The sequence below is a fragment of the Methylophaga marina genome (genome assembly GCF_030296755.1).
GTDB lineage: Bacteria > Pseudomonadota > Gammaproteobacteria > Nitrosococcales > Methylophagaceae > Methylophaga > Methylophaga marina.
Window position 1 is genome coordinate 2,293,330 of sequence record NZ_AP027741.1, and the last position, 17,077, is coordinate 2,310,406.

Sequence of the window (17,077 nt, forward strand, 5' to 3'; positions counted from 1 at the left end):
AAGCGAAATGAATAGACATGATATTCATACGTCATTGAACTATATTTCCTGATTTTTTCCTCAAAATATGAAAAGTTAAATTTAAAATGCCGAATACTATTGCTAATGTTATTCTTATAATCTGGCCTCTAGCAGTAGTTTATCTGATAAACCGTTACCGGGTAGGAAAAGGTTCTTTACTATCACTGTTGCTAGCATATATGTTTCTTCCAGCACATATGTCAATAGACCTACCTATCTTACCTCCTCTTGATAAATTCACAATAACAACTATTACGATACTTTTTTTCTTGCTGCTGAAGAAAGTACCGATTGGGATCGGACTTCTACCTCTGAAATATAAAATAGTCTTTGCTGTTTTGCTGGTGTCTCCATTTATCACTGCAGTTACAAACACAGAGCCTTACTTATTTTTAAGACCTCTCAGTCTATACGATGGCCTAACAAACTCGATAGTGAGTTTTTTGTACTTTTTACCATTCTTTATTGGTCTAAAGTATTTTAGAGATACTGAAGCACATGAAAAATTAATTGCTTACTTTGCGTTAGCTGCTTTTGTCTATTCATTTTTTGCTCTATACGAAATAAGAATGAGTCCTCAACTACATCAACAAATTTATGGTTACTTTCCACATTCATGGGTTCAACAGAAGCGAAGCGGTGGTTTCAGAGCTATAGTTTTTATGGGGCATGGTCTATTGGTTGCCATGTTTTTAGCTATTGGTGTTGGCTTCTGGACATTGTTGAAAAAGAATAACCAGAAGATCTTTCGTTACAGTTTGAATTTTGGGTTATTAATCTGTTTGATCACTTTAATTCTCATGAAAAGTCTGGGAGCACTTTTGATGGGAACGTTGTTATTGCTGTCTATTTATTTTCTTAAACCGACGCAGCAGATATTATTGTCAGTAATCATTGCAATTGTATTCATCACCTACCCATTCACGTCTGCAACAGGATTATTTCCTCATGAAGATCTTTACGAGTTGGCAGCAACTTATAGCGAGGAGCGAGCTGGTTCGCTGAAATATAGGTTTGATAATGAAGAAATATTGCTAAATCATGCTAATGAGAAACCGCTTTTTGGTTGGGGGGATGGGCTCGCAGTAGAGTCTTTGACCCTGAAACTGGTAAAGATATTTCTGTGACAGATGGTTATTGGATCATTATTTTAGGAAAGTATGGTTGGGTCGGCTTTTTAAGTACATTTTTATTCATGATACTGCCAATATGGACTAGTTTTCGTAATCAGAAATTGTTGAGAGGTCAGGATATGTCTGTGCAGAGGTCGGTAGCAGCACATACCTTAATTTTATCTATCATTCTGATAGACCAACTCCTAACTCTTCACTAATTGATAATGGTTTATATTGGCTACTTGCTGGAAGTTTATTGGGGCGCCTAAACGAATTAGATAAGAATCGGGGCTCAACTATAAAGAATACTGAAATAGAGTGAAACTTATTGTATTCAATATGAAGTTCTAGAATTATCTTGTGTATCAGTATCCTGTATTTATTAATAAAGCCTAAAAATTATGAAAAAAATTTATTATTTAATTCCTGATATCAAGGTTAGGAGAAAGTGGTCTTTTATAGCTGCACTTAAATCTATATTCAAAGGCCAGCTTTTTCAATATACAAGTAGTTGTTTTACAAAAAAAGAAAAACCAGTTGGCGGTATTAAAGTAATTTATCAACATTGCCAAATGCTGAATGAGCTTGGCTATGATGCTTATCCTTTGATGATGGGAGATTACTCGGGTAACTTTTTTGACTATAACAATGAAATTAAAACATTTGTGAACGAAAAAGAAAATATTAAAAAAGGCGACGTTGTAGTCGCCACTGAGTTTGAACCGTATGAAGGTTTGGTATTTAGAGATGCATTGAAGGTAATCTTTGTTCAAAATTGGTGGGGTGTTATAAAAAGACTTAAACCAGAAGATAGGCATCTAGACTATATTCAACTGGGCTATGATCATGTGTTTACATGCAGTCAGTATTGTTCAGAATATGTTTCAGAGAAAATGAATATTCCAGCAGCGACGATAACAAATGGAATTGACCTAGATGTTTTTTGTGAATCAAATATACAAAGAATACCTAATAGAGTACTGGCGATGTCCAGAAAGAATCCAGCAGACCTAGAGCAATTAAAGAAATTGCTTTCGACTGCAGATATAGAACTACACGTTGTTGATGGATTATCACAGTCTGAACTTGTTCTGGAGTATCAATCTGCCGAAATATTCGTCACCTTAGGTTACCCTGAGGGATTTTCACTTCCTCCATTAGAGGCTATGGCCTGTGGTTGTGTTGTTATAGGATTTACTGGTGGTGGAGCAAATGAGTTTATGATAAATGAGCATACTGCCCTTGTGTCAAAGGATGGAGATTGTGAAAGTGTTTATAAGAACATAATTCGTATTCAAAAAGATTATGGTCTTAAAGAAAGGCTTAGACGTAATGGCCTTGAAATGGCTAGTAATTATGACTTGAAGAATACAAAAAAACAGCTTTCTGAGTACTATGAAATGATAATAGGAAAACCAGCTACACTAACTCCGGTTGCAACTGAGATTTCAAATGAACCATAATTCTAATATCAGAATTGTAATATCTATAGTTAATTACTGCTCGGCCAATCTCGTTTGTCAATTATTACCAGACCTTGTTAGTGAGCTAGAAGCGTTCAATGCTCGAGTTGTGATTGTTGATAATCACTCACCAGATAATTCAATATCATTACTTACTGATTTCATTCAAAATGAAAAACTTCACGATAGTGTTTCCTTGGTTAGCTCAGATATTAATGGCGGTTTTTCTTACGGTAATAACCTAGCGATTAACTACGCTATAGAAACTCTTGCTTTTCAACCTGATTATGTTTTTCTTCTAAACCCAGATACAAAAATATTAAAATCAGCCTTGTGTAAACTAATTGACTTTATGGAAACCCACCCGAAAGCAGGAGTAGCTGGCAGTCAACTGGTTTCTGAGGCTGGAGACATACAACGCTCAGCATTTAACTTCCACTCATTAATAAGCGAAGCATTGTCCAGCCTACGAATTGGCTTGCTTGATAAGTACTTTTCAAACTATCTCGTATCATCTGAGTTCATACCCAAAAACAGTTGTTTAGTTGACTGGGTAGCAGGCGCAAGTATGCTGGTGCGTTACTCAATGCTAGAAAATATTGGGTTGATGGACGAATCTTATTTTCTCTACTTTGAAGAAACTGATTTTTGTTTACAGGCTAAACGTGCTGGTTGGGAGTGTTGGTATGTGCCACAAAGCCAGGTTGTTCATTATGTAGGTCAAAGCACTGGCGTGGTTAGTGGTGATGTAAGTCGTCGAAGAAGACCTAAATATTGGTTTCAGTCACGTCAATATTATTTTAGAAAGAACCATGGTTTTTTCTATTGCTTAATTGCTGATCTTATATGGGGGCTAGGCTACTCTTTCACCAAACTTAGATACTTTATACAAGGTAAAAAGAGCTCTGATCCGGTTCATATGTGGAAGGACTTTTGGAGAAACTCAATACTATTTTCATGGATTAAATAGAGATTAGTAATGTTCGACAATATTATTCAAGATAGAATCGCAAACTCAAAATCAATAAACCATGCAGGCTTCCGTGTTCTTTTAGTTTATAGATTTGGCAGGTGGAGAATGGAGGTTAGAAATAAATTAATTAGAGCTCCATTGAGTTTTATCTATCGAATCATGGAAAAACACGTCCGCTTTAAATATGGTATCGAACTACCCTACAGTTGTTGTATTGGCCAACAGCTCACTATTGAACATCAACATGGAATTGTGATTCACGGAAATGCAAAGATTGGAAGTTTTTGTGTTATAAGGCAGGGAGTTACCATTGGGAATAAGACTACAACTTCTCCACATGAAGCACCAACAATAGGAGATCACGTCAACATAGGAGCGGGAGCTAAGTTGCTAGGTAACATAGTTATAGGTAACTATGTGACAATAGGAGCCAATGCTGTTGTTGTAACTGATTTACCTGATTATGCTGTAGCTGCTGGTATTCCCGCAAAGATTATCAAAATTAATTCTCATTTATAGCGATGTATATATTGGAAAATAAACACAACAATTAAGGATGAACTTGATTGTATTTCGCTCTTATTAGGACATATTTGTGGAAAAACAAAGACTGCCACAGTTAGATGGCTGGAGAGGAATTAGTATCCTTTTTGTTTTATCAGCCCATTTACTCCCTTTGGGACCATCATCATGGATGCTCAATAGTACGTCTGGCCGAATGGGTATGGCACTCTTTTTTACATTATCCGGTTTTCTGATAACACATTTTTTATACAACGGAATGCCAATAAGAACCTTCTTGATAAGAAGAGTTTTCCGAATAATACCCTTGGTCTGGCTATACATACTTATTGTGTATCTTATAGGGGAGGTAAAAACAGAATACTTAATCTCACATTTGCTTTTTTATGCGAATTGGCCTCCGATGACACTTGGTGGTATCACATCGCATCTTTGGAGCTTGTGTGTTGAAATGCAGTTTTATTTTTCAATAGCTCTTGTTTGTTTATTCTTTAAAAGAAAATACTTATGGTTTTTTATACCTATTTTATGTTTGTGTATCACATTGAATAGGGTGACACATGATGTTTACGCTGCTGTTAATACATATTACCGCGCGGACGAGATTTTATCTGGTGCTATTTTAGCGCTTATTTTTAACTCTAATCTTGATTTAATAAAAACGATATTGAGGAAAACTCCTCCATTAATACCACTATTATTACTAGCACTATCCAGTCATCCTGACACTGAAGCTTTAAATTATTTTAGGCCATATTTAGCGGCTTATTTAGTGGGTGCTACTATCTATAATGATGAGAGCTTAATATCAAGATGGCTCGATAACAAAGTTTTAGTTTATATTGCTTTTATTTCTTACGCGCTTTATGTCATTCACCCACTATTAGCTCATGCTACTTGGCTAGGTGATGGAGACGGTTTTGAAAAGTATTTAAAGAGGCCGCTACTGTTTATTGTTCTTTTCCTCTGTGCTCATGTATCTACTTTTTATTACGAGCAAAAATGGACACAGTTAGCTAGAAACTTGACTAGGAAATCAACGTGAAAGTAGATTTTATGATTATTGGGGCACAAAAGTGTGCTACTACAACGCTATTTGATATTTTAAACAAGCACCCTCAACTGGAGGGATGTGCAGAAAAAGAGCCTGGCTTTTTTGCAAAAAAAACTGGCAATCTAGTCTTAATTCATATCATCAGCTATACAAAGAAAGGGATGGTGCAATCTATTTTGAGGCATCTACCCAATATACATTTTATCCTCATATCGATAACAAAAATCTAATTGCTGATTTATATCAATACAACCCAAATTTGAAATTCATATATCTAGTTAGATCACCAATTGATAGGATAATTTCTAGCTATATTCATGGATATCAAAGAGAGTTTATTAAAAAGGATATAAATCAGGAGTTAATGAATAACCCTTTCTTTATCGATATCTCAATGTACGCTACTCAGATCAGACCTTATATCAAAATGTTTCAGAGAGAGAATGTGTTGGTAATTGATTTTGATGACTTCACATCAGATCAATACAAAGTTGTAAACCAAGTTTGTCAATTTCTAAATATTGAATTAGAAACATCAATGCTTACTCAGAATCAGCACAGTAATAAGTCACTGGGAAACGTTAAATTAAAGAAACAATATACCAAAACATTCAATCTCCTGAAAAAAATGAGTCATTCTTTACCCAGTTCCATCAATGACATACTAAAAAGGACAATACGAGATTCTGGCTTATTTACAGGTGAAAAAATTACAAAAAAACCATCATTGACGCCTGAAACAATCTCTTTCATTCAGGAGCAATTAAGAAGTGATATTGATGAATTAGAAGATATCATGGGAAGATCATTGGCAAGTTGGAAATGATAAATAAAAACAATCTCATTGGTGCTGTTGTAATTGGACGTAATGAGGGTGAGCGGCTTGTACGCTGTATTAAATCACTCCAAAATGATTTAGTTCACATAATCTATGTTGACTCTGGTTCTACTGATGGTAGTGTCCAAGCTGCAATGGAGTTGGATGTGTCTACAATCGAATTGGATTTGCAAAAGCCATTCACCGCTGCTAGAGCCAGAAATGAAGGTGCAAGAGTATTAACCACAGCGCATCCAGAGATTGAGTATATACAGTTTGTGGATGGAGATTGTGAGGTAATATCGGGCTGGATTCAAAGAGCACATACATTTCTTGAATCTTCGCCCGATTATGCAATCGCTTGTGGACGAAGGCGTGAACGTTTTCCAGAATACTCCGTATATAACCAGTTATGTGATATCGAGTGGAATACCCCTGTAGGAGATGCTAATGCATGCGGGGGAGATACATTAATACGTGTTTCTGCTTTTCAGAGTGTCAATGGGTATTCAGACTTTTTGATTGCGGGTGAAGAGCCTGAGATGTGCTTCCGTATGCGTCAACAAGGATGGAAGATTATGCGCCTTGATGCCGATATGACATTACATGATGCTGCTATGACAAAATTTACTCAATGGTGGAAACGTCATAAAAGAGCTGGCCATGCTTATGCTGAATCTTATTATCTCCATGGACAATCTCAGGAACGCTTCAGATTTAGAGAAGTTAGGAGCAATGTTTTTTGGTCTCTCATTTTGCCAACGTTACTTATACTATCGCTATTGCAGCCGTTGATGCTTTGGCTATTGCTTGTATATCCAATACAAATAATGAGAATGACAGCTCGTGACGCAAAGAAGTATTTTCCTCTTTCGATGTCATTGATAGTTGCCAGTTCAAACGTGCTATCTAAGTTTCCACAGACATTAGGTATCATGACTTTTTATAAAAACTTTTTAACAGGTAAACGACAGAAAATCATTGAATATAAGTAGCCCTTAATTCGACGAGTTTCCGATTGCTTAAATAAACGAGAATAACTTATGAGTTACTTACTGGTTTCACCTTGTCGCAACGAATCTGACTATATGCGAATAACGCTGGATAGTGTTGTGAATCAGACTATTAAGCCTGATCTATGGGTGGTTGTTGATGACGGTTCAACTGATGCTACGCCACAAGTTCTGGCTGAGTATGCTGAAAAATATCCTTTTATCAAAGTGATTACGCGTGAGAACCGAGGGCATCGTAGTGTAGGTCCCGGTGTTATTGAGGCTTTTTACTATGGCTATGACCAAGTGGACGTCAGTCAGTTTGATTTTATCTGTAAATTTGATTTGGATTTAGATTTACCCTCACGTTATTTTGAGATTTTGATTGATCGCATGAATAAGAACCCACGCATTGGTACATGCAGTGGTAAAGCCTATTTTAGAGATAAAAAATCAGGCCAGCTTATCAGTGAAAAGTGTGGCGATGAGATGTCGGTTGGGATGACAAAGTTTTATCGCCGTACGTGTTTTGAAGAAATTGGTGGTTTTGTCCGGCAAGTGATGTGGGATGGAATCGATTGTCATAAATGTCGCCAGCTAGGTTGGATTGCCGTTAGCTGGGATGAGCCTGATTTACAGTTTATCCACTTGAGACCGATGGGTTCGAGTCAGAAAGGTATATTTACAGGACGTATGCGTCACGGATTTGGCCAATACTTTATGGGTACCGGGCTGATTTACATGACGGCATCATCTGTATTCCGTATGCTACATCCTCCATACTTTCTCGGTGGTGCAGCTATGTGGTGGGGATATGTGAAAAGTATGCTGACACGTCAACCAAGATTTGCTGATAAAGCACTGGTTGCGTTTATTCGCCATTACCAATGGCAGTGTCTTGTTAAAGGGAAAGCTGACGCAACCCAGCAGTTAAATGAACAACAAGCTGTTGTTTGGCAACAATCACACAGCTAGTAGGAGCAACCTTTGAAACTGGCATATCTTGCACCAGAGATACCCGCGTTATCTGCCACTTTTGTGTATAACGAGATTTTGGCTCTAAGTGAGCTAGGGCACGAGATAATACCGTTCTCTGTTCATAAACCGATAATGCCTGCCACTGATAAACATCTTGACGCACTGCGCTCAAAGGTGAACTATCTTTACGCAACGCCAAAGAAGCATGTTTTTTTTAGTCACCTCAACTTACTTTCTAAAAAACCGATTCATTATTTAAAAGCATTTACTGAGTGTGTGGGGGATATGTTCAAGGTGAACATACTATCTCGGGATGCATTAGGCCTGTTTTATCGGTTTTTTTATGCCGCTAAGCTAGCTCAACAATTAAAAGATAATGCTATTCAACATCTACATGTGCATTTTGCGCATGTGCCTACTGATATTGCTATGTACGCCAGTATGATGTCGGGAATTTCTTTCAGTGTCACCGCACATGCAAACGATATATTCGAACGTGGTTTATTGTTAGATAAAAAGGTGGAAAGGTCTAGTTTCTTTGCCACAATATCGGATTTTAATCGCCAGTATATTCAGCAGACTTATCAAGTTGATCCTAATAAATTAGAAATTATTCGTTGTGGTGTAGATAGTCGCGTGTTCACTCGCAAGTCTTCAACAACAGTATCAAGCCCAGTACGTATAGGTCTTGTCGGTAGGCTTGTTGAGAAAAAAGGCATTGATACGCTTATTTCCGCCTTAGCTATTCTTAAGTCACAATATTCTGATTTTATTGTTGAGATAGCTGGATCAGGACCACTGCAAGAAGAGTTACAGCAGCAAGTTAAACGACTTGAATTAAACGATAAAGTCGTATTTCTGGGACCATTGCCTCATGATCAGGTGGTCAAATTTGTCAGAGCGTTGGATTTATTTGTCTTACCTTGTAAAAGAGATAAACAGGGCGATATGGATGGTATTCCTGTTGTATTGATGGAAGCGATGATGGTTGGGACTGCCGTCATCTCATCTAGAATTTCTGGTATCCCAGAGCTTGTGATTGATGAGAAAACTGGTAAATTAATTGAGCCAGGTAATAGTGAGCAATTGGCTGCGGCGATGCTCGAGCTGATAAAGGGCGAAGCTTTACGGGGAGCGCTCATCAGTCATGCTGAGAAGAAAGTGCAGCAAGAATTTGCACAAGATATTAATGCTAAGCGTTTAGAGACACTATTTGCTGAATCAATTGGTAATCAATAGATGCAGAAACAGGGATGGTTTTTCAGGCGACGCTTTATTCTTCTTCCCACCATATGGTCGGTCATCATTTTTATTTTGTTATTGTTGACCATCGCCATATTCTTTATAAACAATGTTGCGTTTTTTTTAGCTAAACAAGCACCTGTTGAGGCTAATATTCTGGTTGTGGAGGGCTGGCTTGAGTCTGATGCGCTCAGCCAGGCTTATATGGAATATAAATCTGGTCACTATGATTTAGTGATCACCACGGGTGGGCCTGAAGCGAGGAATTTTACTGATCAGTTTGATTCTTATGCTGAACAAGCTGCCCATCAACTGAAATTATTAGGTCTAAGTATGGACAACCTTAAGGTAATTCCAACACCTGCCTCTGCTCAAGATAGAACCTATCTCAGTGCAGTGATGGTGAGAAAGTTTATTGAAGCAGCACCTTCAATAGATGAGGTGAAAGGGATTAATGTGTTTTCAGGAAATGTGCATAGCCGCAGGACTTATTTTTTGTACAAACAGGCGTTTGATGCTTTAGCTATTCCTATCGGTATTATCAGCGCATCTCCAAAAGAATTTAGATTAGCCAATTGGTGGCAAACCAGTGCTGGAGCGAAAACGGTATTAGTTGAATTTATTGGCTGGGTGTATGCACATTGTTGTTTTGATTTACCTGCCAAGGGTTCTCACCAAGAAATGTGGGGCATGAGCAATGAAACAAAAAGATAATAGCATTGGGGATTTCTTTTATCTCCGAACCTTTGTGGAGGATACGTATGCTTAGCAAAATAATAAAAATCATTGCATTCAAAACAGGTAGGCTTAAAAGTCTATATCTAAAAATTTGCAAACCAAGTGCTGCTGAGTATTCAGAGTATATAAGGAAATGGGGCAATCTATATCACATGGGAAAAGATGTGGTGATATGGCCTTATACAAACATTACGGATCCAGAGTATACATCTCTTGGTGATAACGTAATGCTAACAAAATGTACAGTTTTGGGGCATGATGGGTCTATCGCTGTATTAAATAAGGCTTTCAACAAAAAGTTAGACTCAGTCGGTAAAGTAGATATCAGAAATAATGTTTTCGTCGGTCATGGAGCAATAATTTTACCTGGTGTTACTATTGGACCTAATGTTGTAGTCGGAGCAGGTGCTGTTGTAACTAAAGATATTGAAGAGGACTCTGTTGTAGTTGGTGTTCCAGCAAAAAAAATATCAACATTAGAGCAATTTGTAGAAAAGTTGGAGAAACAAACAGATAGCTATCCGTGGAATTATCTAATTCAGATGCGTGATGGAGATTATGACTCATCTATAGAACCAAAACTAAAAAAGATGAGACAGAAGTTCTTTTTTCCAGAACAACTGGATGAATAAGAATGAAAATAGAGGCTAAGTTAACTGAGAGTAGCCCTTCGATGAACCGTGAAAAGCAATTTGTTTTGATGGGCTTACCTTTCGACTTTGTAACTATTCCTGAATCCGCACAGTTAATCGAGCAAGCCATTTCATCTAACAAACGCTGTTTTCTTTCCACACCGAATATCAATTTCACGATTGCAGCACACGAGGATGACACTTTTTATCAATCTGTTGCTGTAAGTGATCTGTCTGTTATAGATGGCATGCCTTTAGTGTGGTTGGCCAAGATGATGGGGTTACCCGTCGAGGAACGCGTAGCTGGCTCTGACTTATTTCAATTTTTGTCTGACACTCATCGAGAAAAACCGATTCGCGTGTTTTTCTTCGGTGGCGAACCAGGTGTTGCTGAACAAGCTCATGAGCAACTCAACAGCTATTCTAAAGGTATGGTCAGTGTTGGATTTTATGATCCAGGATTTGTGAGCATTGAAGAGATGAGTCAAGATCACATTATTGAGCAAATCAACGCCTCTCAGGCAGATTTTGTCCTTGTTGCCTTGGGTGCCAAAAAAGGTCAGGCTTGGATTATGCATAATATGGCTAATCTGAATTCGCCTGTCATTAGCCATCTGGGGGCGGTGATTAACTTTGTTGCAGGTTCGGTGAAACGTGCACCAGAAAAGTGGCGAAAATTTGGCTTGGAATGGTTGTGGCGGATTAAACAAGAGCCGAATTTATGGAAGCGTTATCTCAAAGATGGTTGGAGCTTGGCACTGTTATTACTCACCAAGCAACTTCCTTATTATTTTGTTGATAAGAAATATAAAAAAAGTAAAAGTCACGAGAATACCGTTAACTGGCAACCTAATACGAAGACGCTACTTCTGACGGGGTGTTTCCATTCAACTAACCTTGAAAAACTGGACGCATTGATAAATACGACATTATTAGCCAATCGCTCTCAATTAAAAATTGATTTGGGTAGTGTCAGTTATATTGATAGTGCCTTTATGGCGAGACTACTGACGCTCCAAGGTAAGCTCAATTCGTATGGTTGTGAACTTCTCATATTGAATCCTGAGCAGAAAATTAAACGATTGTTGTCATTAGCTGGCGTTTTAAAACGATTCAAGGTAATCTCAGGTTAATTTATTTTAAGTAAAGGCAAGGAGCGGACACAGTGTTGAGCTATCAAAAAGCAAGTGTATTTATCGTCACGCTTGTGTTGGCTTGTATTACTTTTTGGGATGGTATTGCAAGAGCTTATTTAAGATGGGGGATAGAAGAAGAGTACAGCCATGGTTTTCTTATACCATTAGTTAGCCTCTACATCTTATGGGAGAAAAAAACCTGATTCTCTCATCGGTGACTCGTCCCATGTGGAGTGGTTATTTTTTAATTATTCTTTCACTTCTTGTATACATTCTCGGTGAGTTAAGCGCTTTATTCATCCTCATCCAATACTCATTTGTTGTGACGTTAGTAGGCTTGTCAATGATTTTCCTAGGCAAGGCTAGTCGATACACATTAGCTCCAATCTTATTATTATTATTTGCTATACCTTTACCCTATGTCATTGAAGTGGTACTGACAGCCAAGTTGCAATTAGTGTCATCATGGTTAGGTGTTCAAGTCATTCGTTTATTTGATATCCCTGTTTATCTTGAGGGTAATATCATTGATCTTGGGGTCTATAAACTTCAGGTAGTGGAAGCCTGCAGTGGATTACGTTACCTGTTCCCGCTAATGAGCTTGGGCTTTATTGCTGCATATTTCTACCGTGCCAGCTTTTGGAAAAAAGCCGTGATTTTTCTTGCTACGATTCCTATTACGATATTGATGAACAGCTTTCGCATTGGCGTGATTGGTGTATTGGTTGATAACTGGGGTATAGCTCAAGCAGAAGGTTTTTTGCATGATTTTGAAGGCTGGATCATTTTTATGGCTTGTGCGGGTCTACTTGCCTTACTGATTTGGTTAATGGAAAAACTCACTACAGGCAATTCATTTGCCGATGTGTTTGGCGTCGAGCAATACTCAAATACAAAATCCATACTCCAGGATGGTAGTACGTCATCATCACGGAATATGGTGATTTTTAGTCTAACTGTGTTAACCCTTGTTTCGAGCTATGGGGTGACACACTACATTGATAATCGCCAGGAAATTATTCCAGAGCACAACGCCTTAGTGAATTTCCCAATGAAACTGGATGAATGGACCGGTTACCAAATGCCACTCGGGAGTGATGTTGAGTCGAAGCTGGCCATGACGGATTATTTATTAGCCAACTATCAAAATGCACAAAAGCAAACCGTCAACTTCTATGTGGCTTATTACGAAACCCAACGGAAAGGCGAATCGCCGCATTCGCCTCGTGTCTGCATACCCGGCGGTGGCTGGGAGATTGCAGCATTTGACCGAATTGAAGCAAATGGTCATCCAGCTAACCGCGTCATTATCAAAAAAGGCACACAAGAACAGCTGGTCTATTATTGGTTTCAGGGACATGGTCGTATTGTCGCTAACGAATACATCAATAAGTGGTACTTATTACAAGATTCAATTATAAAAAACAGAACTGATGGCTCACTAGTAAGAATGGTAACAATGGTAGCGGATAATGAAACTGTCGCTCAGGCTGAACAACGTTTGTTGTCATTTATGCAGGTCGCCGAGCCGAAGTTAAAACAATATATTGCGGAATAAGGTAGGGATATGAAAGCGAGTAAACGTTTATTACTGGTGTTGATGTTGGGAATGGCAGCTGGCTGTGGCAGTTCAGCTGATACCGCAGCAGATTATGTAGAAAGTGGTAATGAGTTTTTTGATAATGGAAACTACGATAAGGCTCGACTGGAATACAAAAATGCTATTCAGATAGATCCTAGACAAGCAGAGCCCTACTATCGACTGGCATTGTTAGACGAGCAAAACAAAAACTGGAAACAAATGTTTGCCAACTTGACCACTGTTGAGCAGCTTGATCCCAATCACGTTGATGCTCAGATAAAGTTGGGGCGATTGTATCTGCTCGGTGGAAAACTTGACGAGGCGACCACACGAGCTGATAAAGCCTTATCAATAAAACCGGAAAGTTTTGATGGTCGAATTCTGAAAGCGTCTATTCTGGCGAAAGAAGAAAAATTTGATGAAGCATCAACACTGCTTGCTGAAGTTTCTAATGATTATCCAGAACATAAAGATATTCTCTCACTGCAAGTTCTCATTTTAAAAGATCAAGGTGAGCTTCCTGCTGCACTAGCAAAAGCAAAAGAGGCGGTTGAAAAGTATCCTGAAGATATGTCGCTGCGTTTAATCGAACTCAGTCTGTATAACGACATGAAAGATTATAGAGGCATGGCTGATGTCTACGAAGATATTTTGGCTCGTAAACCTGATGAACGTGAAGTGGTCATGTCTTATGCCAAATTGCTGGTATCAAAATTAGATAGTTATGATCAGGCTTTAACGCTTCTGCAAACCTTCCTAAAAAATCATCCAGAGGATGATGAAGCTCAGCAATTCTTATTAGGTTTAATTAACCAGAAAAACCCACAAGAAGCGTTATCAAAACTCGATGAGATGATTGAAGCTGATCCTGAGAATTATGAGTTACGCTTCGCAAAAGCCGCGTTGTTAGACAAGAACGGTGATGTTGAAGGTTCTGTCAAAGAGCTCAATGATATCATTAACGAAGATCCACAAGGGATCAATGGCAATGAGGCTCGAGTCATGCTTGCGTCATATTACGCATCACAGCAGGATTTCAAAAAAGCGCGTGAGCTGGCTCAAGCCGTTTTAGATGTCGCGCCAGAAGAAAGTGGGGCATTGCTGGTCAGAGCAAAACTGGACTTGATGGATGAAAAATATGATCAAGCGGTGACTGACCTGAGAACAGTATTAAGAAACTCACCTGATTCAGATGAAGCCATGATCTTGCTGGCTCAAGCGTATCAAAGACAGGGTTCTGATGCGCTCGCAGAAGATAGCTTCAGACAAGCTTTGGCAGCCAATCCACATAACGCCACTGCAGCATTAACGGTAGCAGGGTTGTTAGTTAACGAAAATAATTATGACAAAGCTGAGCAGGTACTAGTCACCGCTTTAGAGCAAAATCCTACAAATGCCACTTTACTCCAGCAACTGACTGAAGTCAGAATTCTGAAAAAAGACTGGCAGGCAGGTATTGAAACCATTGATCTACTTAAAGATCAGCAAGGGGATACCTTACTTTCTTATCTTCTGTCTGGACAATTATACGAAGGCCAAAGCGACTATGCTCTGGCAAAAGCTGAGTATCAAGCGGCGCTTGAATTAGCTCCAAATTCAAGTCGTGCGATGCAAGGTCTGGCAACCTCAATGGAAGCGTTGGGAGAAAATGAACAGTTAGAAACGTATCTGAACAATTTTAATCAACAAAATCCTAACTCGATGAATGGATTTGCAACACTGGCCATTCATTATTTCAGAGTAGAAAAAGCCGAACAGGCAATCGATATTCTTGAATCAAAGCTTGCCGAACAGAAAAAATGGACGCTGGGTTACTCTTTATTAATTGACTATTATTTGCGGAATGACAAGTTACCCGAAGCGGCAAATATACTGAAAAAAGCCGTTGATAATGTCGATGACAACATTCGATTCTCTTTACAGCTAGCTTCCATTGAAGAGTCACGTGGCAATTATGCTGAGGCACGTGATCTATATGAAGGCATTCTTGCAAAAAATAATAATGTCGATATTGCTGCCAATAATCTGGCCAGCTTATTAACGGATCGGTTTGAGTCGCCTGAGAATTTAAACCGCGCTTTGGAAATTACTCAACGGTTTAAAACGTCAACACAACCTTATTTTCTCGACAGCTATGGTTGGGCTAATGTGAAATTAAATAAGCTGGATGAAGCTAAGCCAGTACTTGAACAGGCGGTAGCATTAGAGCCCAATGTCGCTGTATTTAATTATCACCTAGGTGTGTTACATGTAAAACAAGGTAATAGTGAGCTAGCAAGACAATATCTGAACACGGCTAAACAACAAGCATCACAAAATAATGAAAGTGACTTAATAGTGGATATTGATTCAGCCATCAGCTCACTGAACAATTGATAACGGATAATAAGTTAAATCGGGAATTTCAATGATACCTGTCGTAATGTCGGGAGGAAGTGGTACGCGTTTGTGGCCACTTTCACGTAAGCATAAACCCAAACAATTTTTAAATTTGTTTGGTGATGACTCCATGTTTCAACAAACCATCCTTAGATTAGGTGGTTTGAATAATTCACCGCCTATAGTGGTGTGTAATGAGAACCACAGATTCATGGTGGCGGAACAATTACTCGAAATTGATATTGAGAAACCCAGCATTCTGTTGGAACCCGTAGGCAGAAATACGGCACCGGCAATTGTCAGTGCCGCTTTTCAGGCCTTGTCACGTGAAGAAGACCCCGTACTTTTAGTGTTGGCAGCTGATCATGTGATTGCCGATATTGACGCTTTTCATCAAGCAATAAAGTTCGCTGAACAACAAGCTATGGCCGGAAATTTAGTCACATTTGGTATCGTTCCAACTTGCGCTCATACTGGCTATGGCTATATTCAAGCTGAGGAAAAAGCCACGATTTCTGCTGTTCAGCAGTTTGTCGAAAAACCTGACTCTGCTACGGCTGAAGCGTATCTGTCCTCAGGTGATTATTACTGGAACAGTGGCATGTTTATGTTCAAAGCATCAGTATTAATTGAGGAAATGAGCAAGTTTCATCCCGACATCGTTGAACAGTGTCGTTTAGCGGTTGCCAACAGCGAACAGGATTTAGATTTTGTACGCTTGAGTAAAGAGGCTTTTGAGGCCTGTCCATCTGATTCCATCGACTATGCTTTAATGGAAAAAACACAAAAAGCGGTGGTGGTTCCTCTTGATGCTGGTTGGAACGATGTTGGATCCTGGTCATCTCTGTGGGAGTGTTCACAACAGGATGAGAATAATAATGTTCTCAAGGGTGATGTTGAAATACAGAATGTAAAGAACGCTTATATACACAGTGAGCACCGACTTGTCTCGGCTATAGGTGTTGAAAATCTGGTCATTGTGGAAACAGCTGATGCGGTCATGGTTGCCAGCAAAGACCAAGCACAAGACATTAAAGACATTGTCGCCAAGCTAAAAAAACAATCACGTTCTGAAGCCGAAAATCATCGGCTTTGTTATCGACCATGGGGTTATTATGATTCCATCGATCTTGGCGAACGTTTTCAGGTCAAACGTATCCGAGTAAAACCGGGGGCATCTCTTTCATTGCAAATGCATCATCATCGAGCTGAGCATTGGGTAGTAGTTCAAGGTACAGCAGAGGTGACCAGAGAAGATGAAGTCTTTTTACTGTCAGAAAATGAATCTACCTTTATTCCTGTTGGGCAAAAACATCGATTGCATAATCCTGGCAGAGTAGCTCTAGAAATTATCGAAATTCAATCCGGTGGCTATCTTGGTGAAGACGATATTGTTCGCTTCCAGGATAATTACCATCGACACTAAGCTATCT

16 protein-coding genes are annotated in these 17,077 nt (G+C 38.9%); all 16 read left to right on the top strand.

Translation table 11 applies throughout. The features are described from left to right. Positions 1 to 86: 86 nt before the first annotated feature. The 16 genes from QUE24_RS11775 (at position 87) to QUE24_RS11850 (ending at position 17,070) form a co-directional block, all read left to right on the top strand. The gene (locus QUE24_RS11775; RefSeq protein ID WP_286304024.1) at positions 87 to 1,148 is read left to right on the top strand and encodes a hypothetical protein; all 1,062 of its coding nucleotides are present in this window, start codon (positions 87 to 89) and stop codon (positions 1,146 to 1,148) included. Between the two features lie 389 nt (positions 1,149 to 1,537). After that, the gene (locus QUE24_RS11780; protein WP_286304025.1) at positions 1,538 to 2,599 is read left to right on the top strand and encodes a glycosyltransferase family 4 protein; all 1,062 of its coding nucleotides are present in this window, start codon (positions 1,538 to 1,540) and stop codon (positions 2,597 to 2,599) included. Beyond that, on the top strand, positions 2,589 to 3,569 hold the full coding sequence (locus tag QUE24_RS11785) for a glycosyltransferase family 2 protein (RefSeq protein ID WP_286304026.1): 981 nt from the start codon (positions 2,589 to 2,591) through the stop codon (positions 3,567 to 3,569). The genes QUE24_RS11780 and QUE24_RS11785 overlap by 11 nt, the downstream gene beginning before the upstream one ends. A 9-nt stretch (positions 3,570 to 3,578) precedes the next feature. Then, positions 3,579 to 4,091, top strand: a complete 513-nt coding sequence (locus QUE24_RS11790; protein ID WP_286304027.1) for a serine O-acetyltransferase — start codon at positions 3,579 to 3,581, stop codon at positions 4,089 to 4,091. A gap of 76 nt (positions 4,092 to 4,167) precedes the next feature. Continuing rightward, positions 4,168 to 5,139, top strand: a complete 972-nt coding sequence (locus tag QUE24_RS11795) for an acyltransferase family protein (RefSeq protein WP_286304028.1) — start codon at positions 4,168 to 4,170, stop codon at positions 5,137 to 5,139. A gap of 85 nt (positions 5,140 to 5,224) precedes the next feature. Then, positions 5,225 to 5,974, top strand: a complete 750-nt coding sequence (locus QUE24_RS11800) for a sulfotransferase domain-containing protein (RefSeq protein ID WP_286304029.1) — start codon at positions 5,225 to 5,227, stop codon at positions 5,972 to 5,974. Beyond that, the gene (locus QUE24_RS11805; protein WP_286304030.1) at positions 5,971 to 6,960 is read left to right on the top strand and encodes a glycosyltransferase family 2 protein; all 990 of its coding nucleotides are present in this window, start codon (positions 5,971 to 5,973) and stop codon (positions 6,958 to 6,960) included. The genes QUE24_RS11800 and QUE24_RS11805 overlap by 4 nt, the downstream gene beginning before the upstream one ends. A gap of 48 nt (positions 6,961 to 7,008) precedes the next feature. Then, positions 7,009 to 7,932, top strand: coding sequence for a glycosyltransferase family 2 protein (locus QUE24_RS11810; protein ID WP_286304031.1), 924 nt, complete (start codon positions 7,009 to 7,011; stop codon positions 7,930 to 7,932). A 12-nt stretch (positions 7,933 to 7,944) separates the two neighbouring features. After that, positions 7,945 to 9,174, top strand: coding sequence for a glycosyltransferase family 4 protein (locus tag QUE24_RS11815; protein WP_286304032.1), 1,230 nt, complete (start codon positions 7,945 to 7,947; stop codon positions 9,172 to 9,174). Further along, on the top strand, positions 9,175 to 9,891 hold the full coding sequence (locus QUE24_RS11820) for a hypothetical protein (RefSeq protein ID WP_286304033.1): 717 nt from the start codon (positions 9,175 to 9,177) through the stop codon (positions 9,889 to 9,891). A gap of 47 nt (positions 9,892 to 9,938) precedes the next feature. Continuing rightward, positions 9,939 to 10,547 (top strand): acyltransferase, encoded by a 609-nt coding sequence (locus QUE24_RS11825; protein WP_286304034.1) that lies wholly within the window; start codon positions 9,939 to 9,941, stop codon positions 10,545 to 10,547. 2 nt (positions 10,548 to 10,549) lie between these two features. Continuing rightward, positions 10,550 to 11,680: a WecB/TagA/CpsF family glycosyltransferase gene (locus tag QUE24_RS11830; RefSeq protein ID WP_286304035.1), complete on the top strand. Its 1,131-nt coding sequence runs from the start codon at positions 10,550 to 10,552 to the stop codon at positions 11,678 to 11,680. Positions 11,681 to 11,712: 32 nt separating this feature from the next. Continuing rightward, positions 11,713 to 11,886: an archaeosortase/exosortase family protein gene (locus tag QUE24_RS11835; protein WP_286304036.1), complete on the top strand. Its 174-nt coding sequence runs from the start codon at positions 11,713 to 11,715 to the stop codon at positions 11,884 to 11,886. After that, positions 11,868 to 13,241 carry a VPLPA-CTERM-specific exosortase XrtD gene (gene xrtD, locus QUE24_RS11840; protein ID WP_286304037.1) on the top strand — a complete coding sequence of 458 codons (1,374 nt, stop codon included), beginning with the start codon at positions 11,868 to 11,870 and terminating at the stop codon, positions 13,239 to 13,241. The genes QUE24_RS11835 and xrtD overlap by 19 nt, the downstream gene beginning before the upstream one ends. Before the next feature lie 9 nt (positions 13,242 to 13,250). Next, entirely contained in the window at positions 13,251 to 15,641 is a 2,391-nt protein-coding gene (locus QUE24_RS11845; protein ID WP_286304038.1) for a tetratricopeptide repeat protein, read from the top strand. A gap of 31 nt (positions 15,642 to 15,672) precedes the next feature. Beyond that, a complete protein-coding gene (locus tag QUE24_RS11850) occupies positions 15,673 to 17,070 on the top strand; it encodes a mannose-1-phosphate guanylyltransferase/mannose-6-phosphate isomerase (protein ID WP_286304039.1) in 1,398 nt (465 codons plus the stop codon). The last annotated feature ends 7 nt before the right edge of the window (positions 17,071 to 17,077 follow it).

Bases quoted from the DNA above. Each gene is read 5' to 3' on its own strand.
- QUE24_RS11785 (WP_286304026.1), top strand. From the start codon at position 2,589: ATGAACCATAATTCTAATATCAGAATTGTAATATCTATAGTTAATTAC.
- QUE24_RS11810 (WP_286304031.1), top strand. From the start codon at position 7,009: ATGAGTTACTTACTGGTTTCACCTTGTCGCAACGAATCTGACTATATG.
- xrtD (WP_286304037.1), top strand. From the start codon at position 11,868: ATGGGAGAAAAAAACCTGATTCTCTCATCGGTGACTCGTCCCATGTGG.
- QUE24_RS11790 (WP_286304027.1), top strand. From the start codon at position 3,579: ATGTTCGACAATATTATTCAAGATAGAATCGCAAACTCAAAATCAATA.
- QUE24_RS11830 (WP_286304035.1), top strand. From the start codon at position 10,550: ATGAAAATAGAGGCTAAGTTAACTGAGAGTAGCCCTTCGATGAACCGT.
- QUE24_RS11805 (WP_286304030.1), top strand. From the start codon at position 5,971: ATGATAAATAAAAACAATCTCATTGGTGCTGTTGTAATTGGACGTAAT.
- QUE24_RS11820 (WP_286304033.1), top strand. From the start codon at position 9,175: ATGCAGAAACAGGGATGGTTTTTCAGGCGACGCTTTATTCTTCTTCCC.
- QUE24_RS11780 (WP_286304025.1), top strand. From the start codon at position 1,538: ATGAAAAAAATTTATTATTTAATTCCTGATATCAAGGTTAGGAGAAAG.
- QUE24_RS11845 (WP_286304038.1), top strand. From the start codon at position 13,251: ATGAAAGCGAGTAAACGTTTATTACTGGTGTTGATGTTGGGAATGGCA.
- QUE24_RS11800 (WP_286304029.1), top strand. From the start codon at position 5,225: ATGTGCAGAAAAAGAGCCTGGCTTTTTTGCAAAAAAAACTGGCAATCT.
- QUE24_RS11825 (WP_286304034.1), top strand. From the start codon at position 9,939: ATGCTTAGCAAAATAATAAAAATCATTGCATTCAAAACAGGTAGGCTT.
- QUE24_RS11850 (WP_286304039.1), top strand. From the start codon at position 15,673: ATGATACCTGTCGTAATGTCGGGAGGAAGTGGTACGCGTTTGTGGCCA.
- QUE24_RS11775 (WP_286304024.1), top strand. From the start codon at position 87: ATGCCGAATACTATTGCTAATGTTATTCTTATAATCTGGCCTCTAGCA.